This is a genomic window from Desulfofundulus sp. JL263-se (assembly GCF_056316025.1).
In genome coordinates this window covers 1,934,754-1,953,868 of sequence record NZ_CM149993.1, presented here as the reverse complement: position 1 = coordinate 1,953,868, position 19,115 = coordinate 1,934,754, and the positions used below count along the sequence as shown (strand labels likewise).

General features: G+C 57.2%; 20 protein-coding genes. 2 read left to right on the top strand and 18 right to left on the bottom strand.

The features are described from left to right. Positions 1-9: 9 nt before the first annotated feature. The 17 genes from ACX4JR_RS10025 to ACX4JR_RS09945 form a co-directional block, all read right to left on the bottom strand. Positions 10-3,573, bottom strand: coding sequence for a TadE/TadG family type IV pilus assembly protein (locus tag ACX4JR_RS10025; protein WP_476057931.1), 3,564 nt, complete (start codon positions 3,571-3,573; stop codon positions 10-12). Then, positions 3,570-4,118 carry a prepilin peptidase gene (locus tag ACX4JR_RS10020; protein ID WP_476057930.1) on the bottom strand — a complete coding sequence of 183 codons (549 nt, stop codon included), beginning with the start codon at positions 4,116-4,118 and terminating at the stop codon, positions 3,570-3,572. The genes ACX4JR_RS10025 and ACX4JR_RS10020 overlap by 4 nt, the downstream gene beginning before the upstream one ends. Further along, entirely contained in the window at positions 4,119-4,283 is a 165-nt protein-coding gene (locus tag ACX4JR_RS10015) for a Flp family type IVb pilin (RefSeq protein ID WP_476057929.1), read from the bottom strand. 64 nt (positions 4,284-4,347) lie between these two features. Continuing rightward, entirely contained in the window at positions 4,348-4,551 is a 204-nt protein-coding gene (locus tag ACX4JR_RS10010) for a hypothetical protein (RefSeq protein WP_476057928.1), read from the bottom strand. Between the two features lie 58 nt (positions 4,552-4,609). Beyond that, positions 4,610-4,807, bottom strand: a complete 198-nt coding sequence (locus ACX4JR_RS10005) for a hypothetical protein (protein ID WP_476057927.1) — start codon at positions 4,805-4,807, stop codon at positions 4,610-4,612. 21 nt (positions 4,808-4,828) lie between these two features. Beyond that, a complete protein-coding gene (locus tag ACX4JR_RS10000; RefSeq protein WP_476057926.1) occupies positions 4,829-5,506 on the bottom strand; it encodes a pilus assembly protein TadG-related protein in 678 nt (225 codons plus the stop codon). A gap of 1 nt (position 5,507) precedes the next feature. Further along, positions 5,508-5,768, bottom strand: a complete 261-nt coding sequence (locus ACX4JR_RS09995; protein WP_476057925.1) for a hypothetical protein — start codon at positions 5,766-5,768, stop codon at positions 5,508-5,510. A 99-nt stretch (positions 5,769-5,867) separates the two neighbouring features. Continuing rightward, positions 5,868-6,740 carry a type II secretion system F family protein gene (locus tag ACX4JR_RS09990; protein ID WP_476057924.1) on the bottom strand — a complete coding sequence of 291 codons (873 nt, stop codon included), beginning with the start codon at positions 6,738-6,740 and terminating at the stop codon, positions 5,868-5,870. Positions 6,741-6,766: 26 nt separating this feature from the next. Beyond that, the gene (locus tag ACX4JR_RS09985; protein WP_476057923.1) at positions 6,767-7,648 is read right to left on the bottom strand and encodes a type II secretion system F family protein; all 882 of its coding nucleotides are present in this window, start codon (positions 7,646-7,648) and stop codon (positions 6,767-6,769) included. Continuing rightward, on the bottom strand, positions 7,642-8,988 hold the full coding sequence (locus ACX4JR_RS09980; protein ID WP_476057922.1) for a CpaF family protein: 1,347 nt from the start codon (positions 8,986-8,988) through the stop codon (positions 7,642-7,644). Before ACX4JR_RS09980 ends, ACX4JR_RS09985 begins: the two co-directional genes overlap by 7 nt. Continuing rightward, positions 8,972-10,264: a CpaE/TadZ family protein gene (locus ACX4JR_RS09975; protein WP_476057921.1), complete on the bottom strand. Its 1,293-nt coding sequence runs from the start codon at positions 10,262-10,264 to the stop codon at positions 8,972-8,974. Before ACX4JR_RS09975 ends, ACX4JR_RS09980 begins: the two co-directional genes overlap by 17 nt. A gap of 1 nt (position 10,265) precedes the next feature. After that, complete coding sequence (gene cpaB, locus ACX4JR_RS09970) at positions 10,266-11,000, bottom strand: Flp pilus assembly protein CpaB (protein ID WP_476057920.1); 735 nt, start codon at positions 10,998-11,000, stop codon at positions 10,266-10,268. Beyond that, a complete protein-coding gene (locus ACX4JR_RS09965) occupies positions 11,000-12,202 on the bottom strand; it encodes a hypothetical protein (RefSeq protein ID WP_476057919.1) in 1,203 nt (400 codons plus the stop codon). Before ACX4JR_RS09965 ends, cpaB begins: the two co-directional genes overlap by 1 nt. Further along, positions 12,186-12,881, bottom strand: a complete 696-nt coding sequence (locus tag ACX4JR_RS09960; RefSeq protein WP_476057918.1) for an EAL domain-containing protein — start codon at positions 12,879-12,881, stop codon at positions 12,186-12,188. The genes ACX4JR_RS09965 and ACX4JR_RS09960 overlap by 17 nt, the downstream gene beginning before the upstream one ends. Continuing rightward, entirely contained in the window at positions 12,875-14,644 is a 1,770-nt protein-coding gene (locus ACX4JR_RS09955) for a CpaE/TadZ family protein (RefSeq protein WP_476057917.1), read from the bottom strand. The genes ACX4JR_RS09960 and ACX4JR_RS09955 overlap by 7 nt, the downstream gene beginning before the upstream one ends. A gap of 78 nt (positions 14,645-14,722) precedes the next feature. Continuing rightward, positions 14,723-15,160 (bottom strand): ANTAR domain-containing protein, encoded by a 438-nt coding sequence (locus tag ACX4JR_RS09950; RefSeq protein WP_476057916.1) that lies wholly within the window; start codon positions 15,158-15,160, stop codon positions 14,723-14,725. A gap of 53 nt (positions 15,161-15,213) precedes the next feature. Next, positions 15,214-15,636, bottom strand: coding sequence for a hypothetical protein (locus ACX4JR_RS09945; RefSeq protein WP_476057915.1), 423 nt, complete (start codon positions 15,634-15,636; stop codon positions 15,214-15,216). 51 nt (positions 15,637-15,687) lie between these two features. Here ACX4JR_RS09945 and ACX4JR_RS09940 point away from each other — a divergent pair, with 51 nt between their 5' ends. After that, positions 15,688-16,560, top strand: a complete 873-nt coding sequence (locus tag ACX4JR_RS09940) for a hypothetical protein (protein WP_476057914.1) — start codon at positions 15,688-15,690, stop codon at positions 16,558-16,560. A gap of 6 nt (positions 16,561-16,566) precedes the next feature. On the opposite strand, the gene ACX4JR_RS09935 is transcribed toward ACX4JR_RS09940, so the two are convergent. Further along, entirely contained in the window at positions 16,567-18,306 is a 1,740-nt protein-coding gene (locus ACX4JR_RS09935; RefSeq protein ID WP_476057913.1) for a DNA translocase FtsK, read from the bottom strand. Between the two features lie 177 nt (positions 18,307-18,483). Here ACX4JR_RS09935 and ACX4JR_RS09930 point away from each other — a divergent pair, with 177 nt between their 5' ends. Then, entirely contained in the window at positions 18,484-18,897 is a 414-nt protein-coding gene (locus ACX4JR_RS09930; RefSeq protein ID WP_476057912.1) for a hypothetical protein, read from the top strand. The last annotated feature ends 218 nt before the right edge of the window (positions 18,898-19,115 follow it).

Here is a 19,115-nt window from a genome sequence, read left to right as displayed (position 1 = left end):
TGAAGCGCATCACGAACCAGCACCCCCAGCCTCGCCGGACTTGAAGAAAGCTTCACCGGTAACACTCTTGGACAGCGGTTCTGGCGACTTCCACATGCCCCTGCCGGAAGCCCACTCCCAGAATTTCCTGAGCGGCACCGGGTAGTGGTACGTTACCCGGCAGTAGGCGTAGCCGTCCGTGCGTTTCCGCCCGACCGGGTCTCCGGGCGGGGCTTCGGGGTCGCCCTGCACCGGGTCGTTGCAGAGCACGTCCTTATTGGGGTCGAAAGTGATAACCGCCGTCCAATCGCCCGGCAAGTACTCTTCCACCGAGGTTACGCGGAAGAACCTCTCTTTCCCGGCGTAGTTGCCCCACAGCGTGACCTTCCGCCCGGCGAGTGTTGAGAGGTCCGGGCTGGTGGAGCGCACGAGGACGTTCCCCACCCAGTAGTCAGCACCGTCAAAGGTGAGGAGGCCCTTCAGGACATCTCCCTGCGGCACCTCCACCGGCGCGTCCACCACGGGGCAGTCCTTCTGGCTGAACCACGTAACGCCTTCATGAACCATGTCTAGCTCCAGAACATAACTTCCCGGGGAAGAAGGCGCGGTCACAGGAAGAGTGAACGTGTAGCTCCCACCAGGGGGCACGGGGAACTGGACGTAAGTCCTCGTGCCGTCCCGGGTGACCACCGGGGGCTTCTGCCCGCCCGCGTTTCTGAGCCAGTGGTATGAAAGGCCGACCCTGTTTTCCGGCGTCCACGTCAGCGAGCCGGTGTTCTTCACTGTCACCCGGAGGGTGTAGGTCTTCCCAGCCTCCATGTATTTCGGCACAGAAACCGGGCTGTAGGAAACGCCGTAAGACAGGTTAACCACGTCCACCCACGCTTCAACAGCGGGCCAGTTGACCCCCTGCAGCGGGCCGAACCATGCACAATACTCCTGCACGCCGTCTATGACCAGCCTGTATCTGCCCGTTTGGGCCGGGGCTTTTATTTTTAAGTCAAGGGTTACCGTCTCACCCGGCCGGACGTTGCGGGGCAGAGCAGTTCTCAGTCCGTTCCGCACTACCAGGCTGCCTTTATTGCCGTACCAGTGGTAGGAAAACCGCGTTTTCCAGGAATCGGGACTATTCCAGTTATTCGGCCACCAGGATGGCCGGGACGCAAACCACTCCTTGCGGGCGGTGTTGGTCACGCTGAGCTTAACAATAAACTCTGTTCCCGGCGCAACCTTCTGCGGCAGCATTACCGGCTCGTATCGTACACCGTCCACGGGAGTGTACCGCCACGAAGAATCTGAGTGAAGAATAATCCCACCGTCGAGGTTCACAGTAACTTCGTACCCCTGCCCTGACTGTTTCTCCACTACAACTTCGGGAACGTCCACGTAAGTCGGGCTGTAGAGGACACTCCTGTCGGTAGTAAGCCTGACCTTTATCTGCGTGATGTTCTTGCCGGAAACATCGATCCACTCATCGTACTCCCTGTCACGCTCAGGGCTGCATCTCTTGGTCAGAAGTACCCAGGAAGAACCGTTCCAGCCGTAGACGTAGCCGTAATCGTATCGCCGCTCGCTCTTGCCTTTGATGTGAATCTTTTTGATCCTCCCCCCGCCGGGCGGTGACCAGGGGTTGCTCCAAACGTCTGCCCGGTGGCGGTTTACCTGAAGCCGTAGCGCGCCGCCAGTTGATGTGTTACTACCGTCATATGAGGAGGCTATGCACACAAAGTAATCGGTATTGGGGTAGGCGTAAAAATAGAGCGTGCCGTTCCCACTTGCCACCCAGTCATAACCTACCTCTACTTCGGGAACGTCCACGTAAGTCGGGCTGTAGAGGACACTCCTGTCGGTAGTAAGCCTGACCTTTATCTGCGTGATGTTCTTGCCGGAAACATCGATCCACTCGTCGTACTCCCTGTCACGCCCAGGGCTGCATCTCTTGGCCAGAAGTACCCAGGAGGAGCCGTTCCAGCCGTAGACGTAGCCGTAATCGTAATTGCGCTCGCTCTTGCCTTTGATGTGAATCTTTTTGATCTTCCCCCCACCGGGCGGTGACCAGGGGTTGCTCCAAACGTCCGCCCGGTGGCGGTTTACCTGAAGCCGTAGCGCGCCGCCAGTTGATGTGTTGCCGGAATTTCCCTGGTTTCCTGTTCCAATATAAACAGGTACCGCCTGCCCGTAGCGGACCTTCGCAGTTACAGTAACCCACTGTGCAGAGGGCACCGTCCACGCGGGGTATTTAACCAGCCCGCCGGAGATGGGCTGAGGCTGGTACGACACGGGCCAGTGCCATCCAGTATGGCGCACGGAAAATAAGAACCCCGCTGGACCGTAATTGTTCCGGGCATTTACCACAAACTGAACAGCGCGGTTTGGTCCCGGTTCCCAGTCTTTAATCTTCGCCCCGCGACCGGACCCTTGGAGGACAACAGTATTGTCGATCTTTACATTAAAGTGGTCATCGGCTGTAGCATAAAGCCGGTACCTGGCGTAGTTCTGCGTCCACAGGACCGGCGATGTCAGCGTTACTTCCTGTCCGTTCGGGGCGCACCGGTCCGCGCCCGGCTGTCCCCAGATCCACCATGCCTCCGGGTCAGGCCAGCCGAATTGTCTTCCCTCAACCTCAACTTCCGGTACATCAACATAAGTAGGTTTATAAAGGACACTGCGATCCGTAATAAGTCTGGTCTTTATTTTTGTTATATTCTTACCGGAAACGTCGATCCACTCATCGTACTCCCTGTCACGCTCAGGGCTGCATCTCTTGGTCAGAAGTACCCAGGAGGAGCCGTTCCAGCCGTAGACGTAGCCGTAATCGTATCGCCGCTCGCTCTTGCCTTTAATGTGAATCTTTTTGATCCTCCCCCCGCCGGCCGGTGACCAGGGGTTGCTCCAAACGTCCGCCCGGTGGCAATTCACTTCAAGACGCAGGGTGCCGCCAGTAGAAACTTTCTGGGTACCCGACTGGGCAGAACTTATCCCCCACGTCCCCCAGGGTCCCTGCCCGTACCTGGCCAGCGCCGCCGCCGGAAAAGGTCCGGGGTGCCGCACCTGGTCTGCCGTCTGTTTCCCCGATGTGCCCGGCTGGACCCCCGATTTCTCACTTTGCTGCTTTACCGTCTGCGCCTCCGGCGGGTTGGTCGTGGCAACTCTTACTTTGAACACGTCGGCCTCGATCCAGGTACCGGCGGCCAGCACGGTCCGCCCCAGGAGCTCCTCCATCTGCCGCCTGACGTTATCGTTGGCGGGCTTCACCCAGTTGCTCCCAATGTAGTACCGGCTGCCGTGTTTGGTTAACTTGCCTATCAGCTTTCCTTCCATGCTCCCCGGGTCGATGGGCTTCTTCACGGTGTAAGACCCCAACACCACGTCCGCCGCTTTCTGCTTCGCTCCTTCGATGTCCCCGGGGTGCACCGCCAGCCACCTGGCCCCGGCCCGGGCCGCTTCTTCGACCACATTTTGGACGTCAGCCATCTGGCCAAGCCAGGTGACGCCGTAGATTATGACGGCCAGGAGGGGAACGAGAAGTACAAAGCCGATGACGGGCGCGGAGCCGCGCTCGGAGTGCAGGTAATAACGGAGAAACCTGATCACAATGTGATCACCCCCAAATTTTTCAGTAAGACAGCCAGGCAGTACCCCGCTGCCACGAACGGGGCCAGCGGGAGCCTGGTCAGGTCAAACTTTTCCGGTGATTCTTGCCTGAGCCTTATCCGGGCGGCAAGGAAGAAGAGACCCTGTTTTTCGTGCTCCCAGAACTTTCTAAAACCCCACTTCCATATCCTGAGCGGTGCGGACCACGCGACCAAACAGGCCAGCCCGCACAGCAACGTCAGGAAAGTCAGGTCCTTCCCGACCGTTGCTCCCACGGCGGCCAGCATTTTAACGTCCCCTGCACCGAACAGGCCCAAAACATAAAAGATTATACCGAAGAAAAACCCCCAGCCGAACCCGGTGGCCGCCTCCCGGAACTCTCCGGAAACGGCATGCAGCGCGAGACCGAGAAGCGCAGCTACCAGGTTGAGCCAATTGGGTATGCGTCCCTTACCTTCTTTCAGGTGGTGCTTGATGTCGTAGAAAGAAGCCGCTACAAGAAACGCCAGGCACAGCAGTTGCAGTGGTGTTGCCAAACCCAGCACCTACTTCCCCTGCAGGGCATCGCCCATGCTCTGAGACGCACCCTGTACGCCCGGTTTCAGGTTTTTCATGATCACGGCGACCAGGAGCGCACCGCCGATGATGCAGAGAAGCCATTCGACGGTCCCGCCGGATTCATCGCGGAGGAAAGAAAAAAGTACCCTCATTTCCAGATCACCCCCTCAAAAAACAAGAAGAGGCGGGAGTTGTTCCCCGCCTTCTTCCCGCTTATTACTGCAAAACCGGCCGGATTTGATCTACCACACCCTTGGCCGCCGTGCCGGCGTCCTGGACGCTTTTTCCGATGTCCCCGGGAGCGCTCTTCAGTTTAATGTAGGCCACAGCGGCGATTATCGCCCCGGCGATGATGGTGATGATCCATTCCACGGCGCCGCCGTCCTCGGCTAGGAGGAAAGACTTAACTGCCTGGAACATGCCCGGTTCACCTCCTTTTCAAAAAAGAGGCGGCCCGAACAGCGAACCGCCTTCCCTTTTAAGGCTTCATGTTCTGCTGCACCGCATTGGCGGCCTGCGACCCGGCGCTGGTAATCGATTGCCCCAGGCTCCCCGGGGTACCCTTCAGTTTACCGTATGCCACGGCGACGATCAGCGCCCCTGCGATAATGCACAGGATCCACTCTACCGCACCGCCGTCTTCAGTCAGCAGGAAAGACCTGACCGTTTCAAGCACTTTTGATCACCCCTTTCAGTATTATTGACTCTTGCCCGGCAGTGCCTGAGCAGTGCCTTCAACCTTCAGGGGGATTACTCCCTGCCACCCTTTCGGGAGTGAAGAATCTTTTTGTACCGCTCCCGCGAGCCATTTTCCTAAAGGGCCTGCCAGGAGGAACGTCCTTACCCCGGCCGTTGCCTTGAATTTGTACTCGTCGTAGTAAACGCTGCCGTCTCTGGCGTACTTCGGCCTGTCAAACCTGACCTCGCCAGCGGCAACATAGTTTCCGGAAGCGGCGTTGTCCGAGCCCTGCGGCACGTATCCCGGTGGCAGGGCGGCTCCTTTCATGGGCATCTTTTCACCGAAAATATTTTTTCGGAACGTGTTCTCTGCCGCCGCCCTGGCCGCCCACTGCCTGTTCTGCAAGTCTGCGTGGTACCCGGCGATTTTCGCGCGGACTTCAACGGCCCTGCCGGGTTCGCTGGTTATATTGCCGCCGGAGTCGAGCATTTCGTACTCGTACTCCGGGATGACCTTGGCTTCCATGCACGCCGCCAGGGCCGCCGCGTCCGCCGCCGTCATCAGCCGCGCCCGGGCCGCGTGCGCCCGGGAGTAATCGAAGGCCAGCACGCCCAGAATACAGAAGATCATGATGAGGTACATTACCAGTACTGCGTCGCCCCGCTCGTCCTTTACAAACTTTTTTAAGAAAGCCAAGCTATCCCTCCTTGCGAAACATGTACGATACCTGGGCCGCCGCTGCTCCCCCGGCGTTCGCGGCCCACACCAGGACGGCCCAGGCAAAAGCGGGGTTGCCGGCCGCTTTAAACCCGAAAAAACCAATGCCCAGGGCCACCGCCCCCAGGGCGGCCAGGCTTGCCCCGGCTCTCCCGAGGAACGGCGAAAGGAAATTTCGAACCACCAGGTGAAAGACCGAAACGACGGCCAGCAGCACGGGCGCGCCCTGCATGAACAGCACGGCCTTGTGGACGGTCTGCCTGAACAGGAACAGCGTGCTGTCCATGTTTACCAAAAGTCCTGCAAACGGATCGATGTCCCCCAAAGCGGATCACCTTCCCTACGGCCCGAACAGTCCCTGCTGCATCAGGGTGATCCCCATCGGGGCAAGAGTCAGGAACACCGTTGGCAGGGCCATGACGAACACCGCCATTTGGAGCTTCCGGTCGGCGCTCTGCGCCTGGCCGATTATCTCGGCCTTCCTCCTTTCCCTGGCATCCCGTACTGCCTCGGCCAGCTTGTCGGCAATGGACCCGCCGAATTTCTGCGCCTGGATGATTACCGTTGCCAGGCGCCGCGCGTCCAGGAGACCCGTGCGCGAAGCGAACTCGTCCAGCACCTCCTCAAACGGCAGGCCTGTCCGGGCCTTCTCGATGCTCCGGTTAAGCTCCTCGCGGAGCGCCGCCCGGTGGTACCGCGCCCCGGAGGCCGCCCACTCCAGGGCGGCGTCCACCGGGAGCCCGCCGGAAAGGGCCGTCGCAAGGCGGGAAGCTACCTGCATGAATTCCCTTTTCATCTTCTTGCGCCGCTCGGTGATCAGGTACGAAAGCCACCAGTCCGGTGCTTTCAAGACCAAAACAGGCAGGAACGCAAACATGTTTCCTAACGTCAGGCCTGTTACCACGGTCACCGCGGCGAGGCCCGCCGCGCCCAAACGCAGGGCGTAGAACTCTTCCGGCTTGAGCTTCAGGGGGTTGCCCGCCAGGGCCAGCCGCTCTTCCACGTCCGACGGGCCGAGGAATTTTGCCAGGTTCGGGTACCGCTTTACCAGGGAGTCGACGAATTCGAACACCTGTTCGCGCAGGGAAGGGCGCGGGCCCACAAGGTCGAAGACCGTCACCGTAGCCCTGATGCGCAGGGCCACCATAAAAGAGAAGACCGCAGCAGCGGCCAGCAGGGGGACGGAGATCGGGACGGCAAAGTGAAAGTACATGGAACCACCCCGCTTTTTGTAAATTACTAAAACTCCTCGATACTCCGCAAGATATTCCAGAGCAGCCAAACGCCGAACCCGAAGATAATCAGGCAGCCAAAGATTACCGTTCTCCCTGTAGGTGTGCTCACCAGAACGCTGAAGAGATCCGGGGCGATGAAGGCCATGAACGCGATGTACGTGACAGGCACGAGCGCAACCATGACCGCCGTGGTCTTCGCCCCCCGGACGTACTGGTCAACCTGGAAGCGCGCGTTCATCCCCTCGCGCAGATTAGTTACCACCGACCGGAGGAGGTCCAGCGCCCGGGGGCCACCCACCCGGCTGTACAGTTCCACCGCGTCGCGGAGTTCCTCCGACTCCAGACAGGGGATACGCCGGGCCAGGCCCTCGAACGCTCTCACCGGAAGCTCCCCGTTTTTTATTTCTTCCGCCACCCTGGCGAACTCCGACTTCACCGGTTCCGGCGACGTGCGGGATGCTTCTTCCAGGGCCGCTTCCAGCGTCATTCCGGCGGAGAGCCCCGCGAGAAGCACGTCCACCCCGAATTCAAGGGCAGATCTGAAGTCCTTCACCCGCCTGCCGGCGGCCAGCTTCGCGGCCAGCTTCGGGATGAAAAGGAAACACAGCATTGCGAGTGCCGCCGCAATCAGAATGTCTACCAGGAGCAATGTCAGGCCGAACACTGCCGCCGCCCCGACAACCCCCACGGTCAGCGCCTGCTCGAACGTCAGGGGGCACAATTCGGACAGCCCCCAGAAGCCGGCGAGGTCGGCTGTGAACTTTCCTTTTTCACTCCCGGGCGACTTGATGCGCTCCAGGATGGGGTTCCTCTGGCGGTACCCCATGACGGCGAAACCGGCGGCCAGGACGGACAGGAACACGGCAATGCCGATAACGGTCAGCATGCGAAAAACCCCCTCAGTTCTTCCATTTCCTCCGGGGAAAGGTATAGAGACAGCTTGCGCTTCTTTAAGAACTCCGGTATTTCCCCCGTGGGGCGCAGCTCGCCCAGGGGGCTGCCGTCCCCGGCAAACCCCTCAATTTGAAAGGTGAACAGCGGCACTACCTCGGGAAGCTCGTCGTGCCCTTTCCGGCGAATCTCCCCGATGTCCAGGAGGCGCCGATAGCCGTTGACCTGTCCCAGGAAAAGCACTACCTCGGCGGCGGCCACCTTCCCGATGCGCGCCGCCAGCTGGCCGTAGGCACCGCCGGGAAACGACGCCAGGAGGTCCGAGAGACGCAGGGGAACTTCTTCTATACCTTCCACGTGCACAGAGGACATAGAGCCCGGGTGGCCGATGTTCATGGCCTGGAGGGTGTAATAAGTTGTAATGGGGCAGCGGCACTCGGAGCAGAGTATCCTGGTTGGCTTCATCCGCATGCACTTCTCGAAAATGAGAGAGAGGGGGATCTCCCCCGTTCCTTCTACTCCGGCCCTGCGCGGCTCGAAGACCCGCACGCGCGGCGTGGGGAGCTCGGGCCGTTCCGGGTCGGGGAGACCTACCTTCGATTCGGCGGGGTCCTCCACGAAGATCAAGTTCTCGTCCGGCCCGACGCACAGCATCAGGGCATTAAGGAGAGTGTTCTTACCGGACCCCATCCCCCCGGCAGTGAATATATTCAGCCTGGCTTTGACCATAAGGTCAAACATCCTAACCAGGCGCGGCGGGAAGGATTCCTTCTTTGCGAGTTCCTCCAGTGTGAAGAGCTGCGAGAACTTCCGGATGGTTATCGTTGTGCCGCGTACGGCTACGGGAGGGAGCGCGGCTACCACGCGGGAGCCGTCTGGGAGGCGAAAGTCCTCTATGCACCGCGACTCGTCGAGCTTGCGGCCAACAGACGCGGTGATGCGGACTGCAAACCGTCTCAAGTGTTCCTCTGAGAGAAAAGTCCGGCGCCAGTCATAAACCCGTCCACTTTTTTCGTAAAAAATTTGGTTATACTGGTTGATCCAGATATCGGTCACGTCCGGGTCTTCCATCAGCTCCGATATCGGTCCCCATCCGTAAATATCTTTCAGCAGGTCTTCGACAACGGTGAGCGGCAGCCCCTTTTCCGCTACAATATTGCGGATGAGCCGCCGCGCCGCATCTTTGTTCCTCAACACGCCCGGGTCCATCTTCCACGCTTTCATGAAAAATTCCTCGCGGAGCGTGTCGCGAAGTTCTTCTTCACAACTGTACACTTCAGGACCTTTTCGGGAGTCAGCAGATATATCTTTAAGTTTTTCAAGATATAAAGACACGAGGTCGCACCTGCCTTCCAAATCTTGACTTCAGCCGCGCGAACAAACCCCGGCGCTCCTTCGCCTGAACAGTGATATCAGCCCCAAATATGTTGCGGCACAGGCCAGCGATCCCCCTGGTGAAAGGGGCGTTGATATCGAAACATACCAAAGGTGCGCCCCTGCCCTTGTGCTTCTCCACCCTGGGATCCTGGGGGAGCTCTCCCTTCAGGGGCAGCATCCCGCCGGCTTCCTGCCCGAGAAGGTTGAACAAGTCCCGCACGGTATACCAGGTGCGGTGCACAAAGTTGATCACCAGGGACACCTTGGCCGGGTCGCCTGTCAGGTGCCTGATCTCACTTTTGTAAGCGTTTGCCAGGAGGCGCGCCGTGTCGGGGTCGAAGTCGCTGATCAGGAGTACATCGGTAGCCGACGACAGCGCGATCACTGCGGGGTCCCGCCTGTCCAGAGCGACGCCCAGGTCCACGACCGTAAAGTGGAAAAACCTCTTCGCCATGGAAAATACCTTCTCCGCCAGTTCGGCGGTAAACCCTTCCCGCTCCACCGGGGCCATGGGAGGGGCGAGATACCAGACGTTGCCGGCTTCGTGGTAGTTCATGCACGCCGCCACGTCCTGCCACCCTGCCGGCATCTCCAGGTCGCTCCACAGGGCCACGGTTTTGGCTTTGCCTGCCGGGCACCACGTATACACCCCGGTCGAACCGTCGCTGTTGAAATCAAGCAGGGCCACCCGGCATGGCGCGGCGGTCTTTTCCTCATGCTGTTTGCTCCACATTCCCAGGTAGGCCGCGATGTTGGAGGCGATAGTGGTTTTACCCACCCCTCCTTTGCTGCTGTATACTCCGATTACCTTTGAAGGTACCACACTTACCTTGTCGTTTTCGGAAAACTCCGGGGGTGAAATATCCTGTTCCTCGAACGCAAAGCGCGTGGGGGCCAGCCGTTTCAAGGCTGAAGCGGTGTCCCGGACAGCTTTGCGCGGCTCGCCGGGGACGGTCAGCACGTGCACGCGGGCGTATTCCGCCCATGTCTCCGCGCTCACCGGCCCGGCGGAAAATACTTTCATATTCGGGCGGAGCTTGGCCAGGTCGATGACCGCCGCAGACCACTCGGGGGATGAGAGCACCAGCAGGGCGTCCGGCCGCACCCTGTCAACCAGGATGTAGAGGTCCTGGGGAGACGCCGCTTCTCCGGCAATTTCAATGCCCTGCCCCTCAGCTTCCCCCCGGCACTCGCGGACGAACTCCGGAGGGCCGCCCAGAAACAGTCCCGGCATGTTACCTCCTCCCTCCCTCAGTTCCGGCCGCCGCCGGAATCCCGTTTTTCAGAGGTTTGTCCTCAACCCTGGTTGCTGCCGCCGGGGTTTCTTCTCCGGTTTTCGCTGTCCCCGCGGGCTTCAGGACGAACACCAGCTTTGCCTGGTCGCCGAACAGGTAAGGCAGGATGCGCGAGAGTTCTTCCTGCTTCAGCGCGATCACCACGCCCTGCGTTTGCTGCTGTCCTTCACTGGTGGCAATGCTCCCCGCCTGGATTACCAGGATGTCTGAGGCCAGCTTTTCGGGAGGCGAACTCTCTTTAGCCCGGGCATATATATCAACCCTGTTCCCCGGCCGCAGGACGCCGGCTACCGTGGTGTACAGGGAATTGGGTACCGCCACGGCCAGAAACTCTTCGCCCATGACCGAAATCTGGCCTGCTGCCCCTGCCGCCCCGGGCGGCAGGAACATCGATTTCCGCAGGACCGTCCCCGCTGGAATGTATCCTTTCGCCACCATACCCGCCACTTCGTTTGTGCTGCGGACAGCGTCGGGGTACAGGTTTCCCCTCGGCACGTCCACCATCACAAGGGAGCCGGTTTCCACTATCTGACCGGCGATGATCTCCCTGGCCGCCGCGGCCACTTTCACCGTGTCTACATATGACTTGACGGCGGAAACGGTCCCTATTCCGGCCAGCACGGCCAGCACCACCGATATAACTATCCATATTCTGTAATTCTTGACAAAATCCATCAAACCGCCACCTTCCTGTTCTTCATAACCTCAAGCACTGCCGCTGCCAGCTCGTTCACCGCCGTGTCCAGGTCAACGCTTTTCCCCAGCGGGAGAGCACCGCTGTGCTGCGCCTGGTTCACAGCGGCCTCTTCGTCAAGCCCACCGGGGATGCCGATAACGCGCTCCAGCCCGAACTCCCCGGCGTACACTTCCGAGGGATAGCCCGCGCCGGGGACGACCCGGTTTACAACGAGCACGTCGAGTTTCCAGCCGCCCTTGATCCAGCTCTGGACTTTCTTGAAGCTGACCGGCGAACCGTCAGCGACAACAACAACGCACCCCGAGCGGTCATATACGGCATCCACCGCTTCCGGCAGGGACACGTCTGCTACTAATATACCGGTTCGCCGGGCTTCTCCGTTTACTTTGCTTCCGTCGAAAAAGGCATATTGTCCCGAGGACACCGCCTGCAGCGGAGAGCTGCCGTAATACACGTAACCCGTAGGTGAAGGCGCGATTTCTATGTGGAAACCGCTGCGGTCGGCCAGAACGCCGGCCAGGCACGCCGCAACAGTGGTAGCCCCAACGCCGCTCTTGACGCCGAAAACGGCCACCGCGCTTTCGGCGGCGGTGAAGAAAGCGTCCAGCAGGGAAACCATATCTGCCCGGGACTCTTTCCGGGCAGTATTCCCTGCGCCGGTCGCAATGGTGCTGTTCTCATCAACCGAATCGGGCTCCCACAGCGCTTCTTCCTCTCCTTCACCTTCCCACAGGGCGATTTCCGGTACCAGGTTTTCTTTGACTGCCCGTTCAGCAGCGGAGATTACTGCGCTTACGCCGATGCCCGTCCCGCGCAGGGCGTCCCCGAGGGGCGTGCCGGCAGCGTCCACGACCCGCCCTCCGTCTACAAAGAGGACGCACTCCCCCGGTACGCCGCAAATCTCGGCCTCGCGTAGGAACTGTTCCCCAACCATGTCTCTAACGCCGGCAATCACAAGCACGGGCACCCCGAAGACGGAAGCCTCCCTCACGGCAGCAAAGGCCTCCTGCATACGTTCGCCCGCCCGGGGGCGGAGGACCACGACCACAGTGCCCGGAGAGGGAGCAGTCCCGTTGAAAGGGGCACACTCCACACCGGCGCGCTGCGCAATCTGCCTGGCTACCTCTTCAGGAGCGGTGACCACCAGTTTTTGCAGCAAGGTATCATCTCCTTTCCACATGCGCTGTCAGGCCGGACGGGCGCGCCAGGACGAAACCCTGCACGCCGACGTCCCATCCTTTTTGAACCAGCCACTCCAGGTCTTCTTCTTTTTCCAATCCTTCGATAATAGGATACACGCCTTTACCGGCAAATGCTTCCACTAATCCGGCCAAAAGTCGCTGCATGTTCCGTTTCCGGGAAACGCCGTCAATCAGGACCCTGTCAAGCTTCACGTAGTCCGGTTTGGCTGCAAACACAAGGTCGAGATTTGAGCCTTTTGTACCAAAATCATCCAGGGCTACGTAAAAACCCAGCCCCACCCACTCTTCCTCTGCGCGCCTGAAATCATCTAGTGTGTACAGGCGCTGTTCCGAAACCTCCACGCACACCCTGGCCGGTGAAACACCCTTTTTCTTTACCGCCCGCTCTGCTCTCACGGCAAAAGTCACGTCGGTAAACGCCTCGGGTGTGAGGTTAAAAAAAAGCATGTCGGAAGTGCGGAGCAGCACTTCTTCAACTGCCTGTTCCAGTACCCGCAGTTCCCACGCCGGAATAGCATTGACGCGCCTGGCTTCCCGCAGGAGGTCGCAGGGGGGCCACCCGGCAGGGTGGCGGAGCAGCGCCTCGTAACCGAGTGTGCAGGTCAGGTCTTGGAGATACAAGATAGGCTGGTAGTGCAGGTAAAAATCGCTCAGCATAGATCCACTCCTTTTGAGGTGCGCGCTTCTGTTTCGCTGAGAAGTTTTAAAAGCGCCAACCCGAGCAAACTTTTCTTTTTAAATAGTCCTTTCTTTTTTAACGCCGGAGGACAGTATTCGCCACTCTTTGCCGCGTCGCTTTCAGCTGATGCGACCGCAGGGTCTTCGGGTATTTCTACATACTGGTCGTTGAAGCCCAGGAGCCTTGCCGCGTCCCGGGGCGATACCCCGCCCCTCACCCCCACGCGGTTTATGACAGCGGTCACTTTTTCTCCACCTACTTCAGAAAGCTCCCGTCCCCGGAACCGGGCCACTGCCGAAAGGGCCGTCCTCAGCGGGGTCGAAACCAGAAACACCCTGTCGGACGCTTTGAGCGCAGTTATAACGGCGGGAGAAGCTGTTTTAGCGCCGAAGTCCAGCACCACGTAGTCGTGTTCGGAAGCGAGCCTCGCTATAAATTCTCCTACTCGCTGCGGGTCCGGGAACCAGCCGGGGCTTTTGAGCGGCGCGGGAATAAGTTTTACCCCTGCAGGGCCATCGACAAAGGTAATTCCCTCTCCAAAACAGCGCGCCAGGTCGGTCGCCGGCGGCCTGTCGTCCGAATACCCGCAGAGCATCGTCAGGCCCGCTTTATCGGTGTCCAAATCCACGATACATACCGAGCGCCCCTGGCCTGCCAGGAGGGCCGCCGTGTTGATTGCCAGGACGGTCTTCCCCTGAAAGCCCTGTGCACCGGAATAAAAAGCAAAAACAAATCCCCTGCTTTGTGGCAAAACAGGAGATGTGGCACATGCTTTCGGTATTTCATAGCCGTTCTGCCCGGCTTTTTTTGACTCCGGTCCGGGGCGAGCAGCATTCAAGCATTCCGAAACCAGGGCGATAACTGATGCGCGGTCTGACGCCACCAGAACGCCTTCATCTGAGACCGAAAACCATTCACTTAAACGACCGGAACCAAGTCCGATCAGCGGGCAGCACAGCTGCCGTGAGATTTCAGGTACCCGTTCGATGTCCACAACCGCAACGCCGGAGGGAAAAGACGGGTCGTTTACGGTCTTCCAGCCCAGAGCGGCCATTTCCGGCGCAAGGGCAGAGGCCCGTGCTCCCACGAGCAGGACGGTCGCAGGGGTTTTAGACAAGCCAGCTGCCGGACGTTCGGGAGCCGGTGTTTTTCGCACCGGCAGAATCGCTCCCCCGGCAGGTACAAGCTCCTGCGGTCCTCTCCCTGGCCGCCCTTCATTGCCTTCTTTACCAGACTGAGTTTTCTTCTTTTTTCTGAAGATGAAGAGTTTGCCCAAGAACCCTGCCTTCCGCTTCCCGGCGGCCGACTTACCCACCGTCTCCTCGTCTGGCTCCACGCCGGCTTCTGCCAGGGTGGCCGGGTTCAGGATTCGCCGGACGACTTTTTCAGCCGTAACCGGGTCGTAAACGAAATCATAAACCCCCAGGCGGAAAGCTTCTTTTACCAGGTACTCCGGTTCTTCCCCGCCTCTGGTCCCAGGAAGCAGTACCACGCGGTACCCTTCGGCTCTCAGTTGATATATTGCGTTGATGACCGCTTCCATTGGCGACGCCAGCGCCCGGGATATTATCGCAACGGAAGGCGCTGTTTTGTCCAACTCGTCCTTTATTTTTATTGCCGTTTCAATTAAGTCCCTGTACCCGGGAATTACGGGTTCGTATCCCGCATCAATAAGTTCTTTATTGTTTGCGAGTTGTTCATCAAGGGAAACAATCTGGGTAGCTATAAGTATTTTTGGCACATTGGACACCCCGCGAATCTTATTAATTCGAAAAACATCATTGTAAAGATAAAAAATGCGTCTTATTCTTGACTAAAGTCAGAAGAACGCGGCGCATGGTTCAATCCTTTTTTTTACCACTGACTCGTCGGGCTCCACGCCCGCCTCAGCCAGCGTGGCCGGGTTCAGCACCCGGTGAACCACCACCGCCGGGCTCACCGGGTCCCACACCAGGTCGTAGACGTCCAGCCCCGCGGCCTTGCTGACCAGGTCTACTGCTTCCGGGTCGTCCCGGCGGCCGGGTAGCAGAACCACCCGCAGGCCGGCCATGCGGAGCTCCTTTACCAGGTCTATCACTCCGGCCTGGCCGGGCAGGTGGGAGGAGAGAATCACTACGTCTGCCCCGCGCTCCCGGGCCAGGGTAAGCAGGTCCTCGCGGTAGTAGCACTCGCCGACAACGTCTATGTTCTGGCGGGAGAGTTCGTCGGAAATACTCTTATCCAGTTCCTTAATGCCTGTAGCCAAAAGCACGCGCAAGTAAAACCACCTACCCTACGGTAAGGAAAGGATTTTGATAACTCGATATAGAATTAAACTTTTGAAGAAATTCCCATGTAACATATTGGTGCATCAACTTCAGTTACAGTTAAGGGTAAAGAGTACTGTTTTCCACACTCTGGGCAAAAAGCGCGAAATTTAACAGGCCATCGAGGTTCCCAAGTTAGTACAAAAAACTCCAATCCACAAGCGTAGCACTTAAAGCGAACAGCATAACTTTGCCGTTGCGAGCCTGGTAATTGTTCTTTAGTTAACCGCGAAATTGCTTGATCCAATAACAAATCAAAATTCTGAACGTGATTCGGAACATTAAGATCACAAAGTAATTTGTAACATTGCTCCGCATATGTCACCCACTGTTGATATTCTTCAGGAGTAAGTTCTTTTACAGGTGCATTGGCCATAGGACACAATTCTTTTTTGTTCGCCGTTTTCTTAAGATTAAACCAACGCAATGATATGTTCTTCCCTTCCTCAAAAAAGTAATGAAAAAGGAGAATCGTGGCTTGTTAAAATCAGGTAATCCAAAAAATTTTTATACCCCTATTACTTTTACTGGTTCATACCATATGGATCCTCGTTTAACCGACGAAGTACCAGTTTTATACTTCAACCATGACGCATTAGTTGATGAAAGCGCGTACCATCCTTATTTTTGCCTGAAGAAAAATAACGTTCTAGATAAATATTTGTACCGGGAAGAGGTCGAAAATGTCGAGGTAATACCGGGCATTTACTTTACAGTAAAGAAGGTCATCAAAAGAAGCCTTTTTAAAAAGCAAACGAAATACGAATGGGTTATAAAGTTAATAGATCCGATAGACTACATCAAACTCTACTTAAGCAAAGACGGAAATAAAATACTACTTTATGAAACTGATATAGAAATAGAAAAAACAAAAAAAAGCAAGGCTTACTATACATGGAAACAATATAACCCTCCCTGGGGTCGTAACCATGAAAAAATTAAATTTGAACATCTTGGGCTTCAAAAAATTAAGGTGGATCTAATTGCTTCTTATCCGGATGGGTTAGGCAAAGGAGCTTGGGGTTGTGTTCAGTTAGCAAAAGAAGAAGCAGCAGGGAATATAGATTTGAGCAATCGTAAATATTCCTTTAAAACGGTTGAACAAATCTTAGAAGAAACTTCACGTAATCCAAAGTGCATTGAAGAATGCCTTGCTTCAAAGCGATGCGGCTGGTTATATTGCGAGCTTAAAAAAGGAAACCGCTTTTTAGAGCAAGTCGATCTAGTAAAAGTAATTGAGTATGAAGGTCTCTATTATCCCGGCGGTAACGGGCATCACCGCATTTGCATTGCAAAAAGAGCAAAGTTACCATACTTGTGGGCAGATGTCACAAAATATTATATAGAATAACACAGATTAGCTATCTGTATTTCCCTTTTCTCTATCAATCAGCACCTCCCTTCCCTTGTTCCCCCTCGCCGGGCCTATCCAGCCGCGCGCCTCCATTTCGGCGAGCAGCCGCGACGCTTTGCCGCCGCCTATACCGAGCTCCCTCTGCAAAAGCCCGGTGGACACCCTGCCGTGCTTCAGGGCCACCTCCAGAGCCTTCTGCAAGGTCTCTTCATCTTTGTTCTTCTTGGCTGCACCCTTCGCGCGATCTCCCTCTCTTTCCTGCGGCGGGGCGAAAACAAACCCGACCTCCGGGCAGTTTTCCCGCCACCACGTCGAAACTTTCGCAGGAACGTCCCCCGGCACCCAGGCTACCTGGGCGCGTATAAGGTCCCCCTGGCCGGGCACCAGGATGAGCGCGTCTCCTTTACCCAATAGCCGCTCGGCCCCTGGCGTGTCAAGAATGATTTCGGAGTCCCCGGACTTGGCGCACCTCAGCGCTATGCGCCCGGGTACGTTGGACCGGATCAGGCCCGAGAGCACCCTGGCGTCGGGCCGCTGGGTGGCCAGAATAAGGTGCATGCCCGCCGCCCGGGCCTTCTGGGCCAGGCGCACCAGGAGACTCTCCGCCTCCTTGCCGGAGTCGCCGGACAGGAATAAGTCAGCCAGCTCGTCCACCACTATGACCAGAAACGGGAAGGGGCGCTTCTCTTTCGGCAAAGAAGTAATTGAGCGCACGCGCAACCTCTTCAATTCACCGTAACGGCGCTCCATTTCGTCCACCGCCCACCGTAAAACGGCCACCGCTTCCTCCGGCGTCCCGGCTATCGGTGCGGCCAGGTGCGGCAGGTCCTCGTAGGCCGCCAGTTCCACTTGTTTTGGGTCAATAAAAACAAAACGCAGTTCTTCCGGAGGAAATAATGCCAGCAGTCCCAGGAGGACACTGTGCACGCACACGCTTTTCCCCGCCCCGGTGGCCCCGGCCACCAGGACGTGAGGAATGCCTTCAAGGGGGAGGGACAGGGGTTTGCCGAATACGTCCACGCCGACCACCAGGGGGAGTTCGCCCTTGGGCAGTTTCCCCCGGTACTGCTCCAGCACGCCCCGGAGAACGACGGTGCCCCGCTTCCGTTTGGGCACTTCGAGCCAGAGGCGGCCGCCTTCCTCCACCACCCGGACGGACGGCACGCCCAGTGCCAGGGCGAGGTCTCCCTCCAGGGTGTAGAGCTTCCTGACGCTCACACCGGAGCCGAGCTTCAAGCCGTACCGGGACACCACCGGGCCGGTGCGGACTCTGGTGACCTCAGCGGGTACGTTGAACTCCGCCAGGGCCGCCACCACAGCACGCCCGGCGTCCTTCGCCGCGCTGTGGGCCGCGGGCGGGCCGGGAGGACCGAAGAGCTCCAGGGGAGGCAGTCCCTCGCCCAGGGGCTGCCCGGAAAGGGCGGCGAGTTCCGTTTCGTTGGTGGCCGGGCCGTCCAGGCGGTCTTTGAGCGCCGCCGCCAGGGAAGCAATGAGCCCGAAGGGGAACAGGAAAATGGAAATACCGTGCCGGGAAAAGAGCCGGACCGCCAGGGCCAGGGCCCCGCCGGCCACCAGGAATTTGACGCCGGTGTCGGCGGAGACGCCGGTCAATGCCAGCCCGAGCCCCAGGGCGGCAAAGCCCAGGCCCAGGTAGAAGAGCCGGGCGGAGGTACCGGGGTCGCCGGGATGCTGCTGAAAAAGTGCGGAGGATTGCTTGGTAGTTTTATGTGGTTTGGGCGGCATTCTGGAACCAACCTCCTTAATGGACCTAAATGGAAACTGGTGACAAAATTGATCATCCGAATCTAACACAAAAGTTTTTCAAAGAGTCCAAGCCACTGAACTTCCACTCCAACTTTGGAAAGTTTCTTATACGTCGTTAATTTTACCGCTCTGTATGATATTATTAAAAAGCAAAAATTGGATTTAATTAAAACTTGGACTTTTATATGTTGGGGTCTAGCAATTTATGTATTTTGGGTTTTTAACAATCCAAACATAGGACCGGAATACTTTCAATATTTAGAGGCTATAAAACAAGGAAAAGAAAATGCGAGATTAAATGATTACTCATTTTTTGCTTCATATCAGGTTTTTGGCTTATTTTTATTAGCTATGGTTTTATTAATGAACTTGCTCCAATCCTTAATTATTTTTGCATGGCCAATAGCTTACAATAACGTACTAATACTTAAAATAGTTTCTAAAGGGAAAATATTTGTCAACAATTACATTATGTTATTACAAATCTTGTTTCTTGTCCTTAGCTATCTTTTTATCAGTGGTAGTCTCATTAATCTTATAAACAATGCCAGCATTAATTTTCTTCAATAAATTTTGCATAGATAAATGCATCCATATCAGCAACAAAAAGAAGGACATGATGTTAAAGTATATTATACTTTTGACGATGTTGAGCTCTCCTTTTGCATTGGCAAAAAAAATAAAATCAGCAAAGGCAAGTAGTATCAGCCAAAATAGTGAAGCCTCTCCCGCCTACGCTTCGCTGAGAGGCGGGAGCTTCCTGGTTCATCGACCGCAGCCGCATGGGT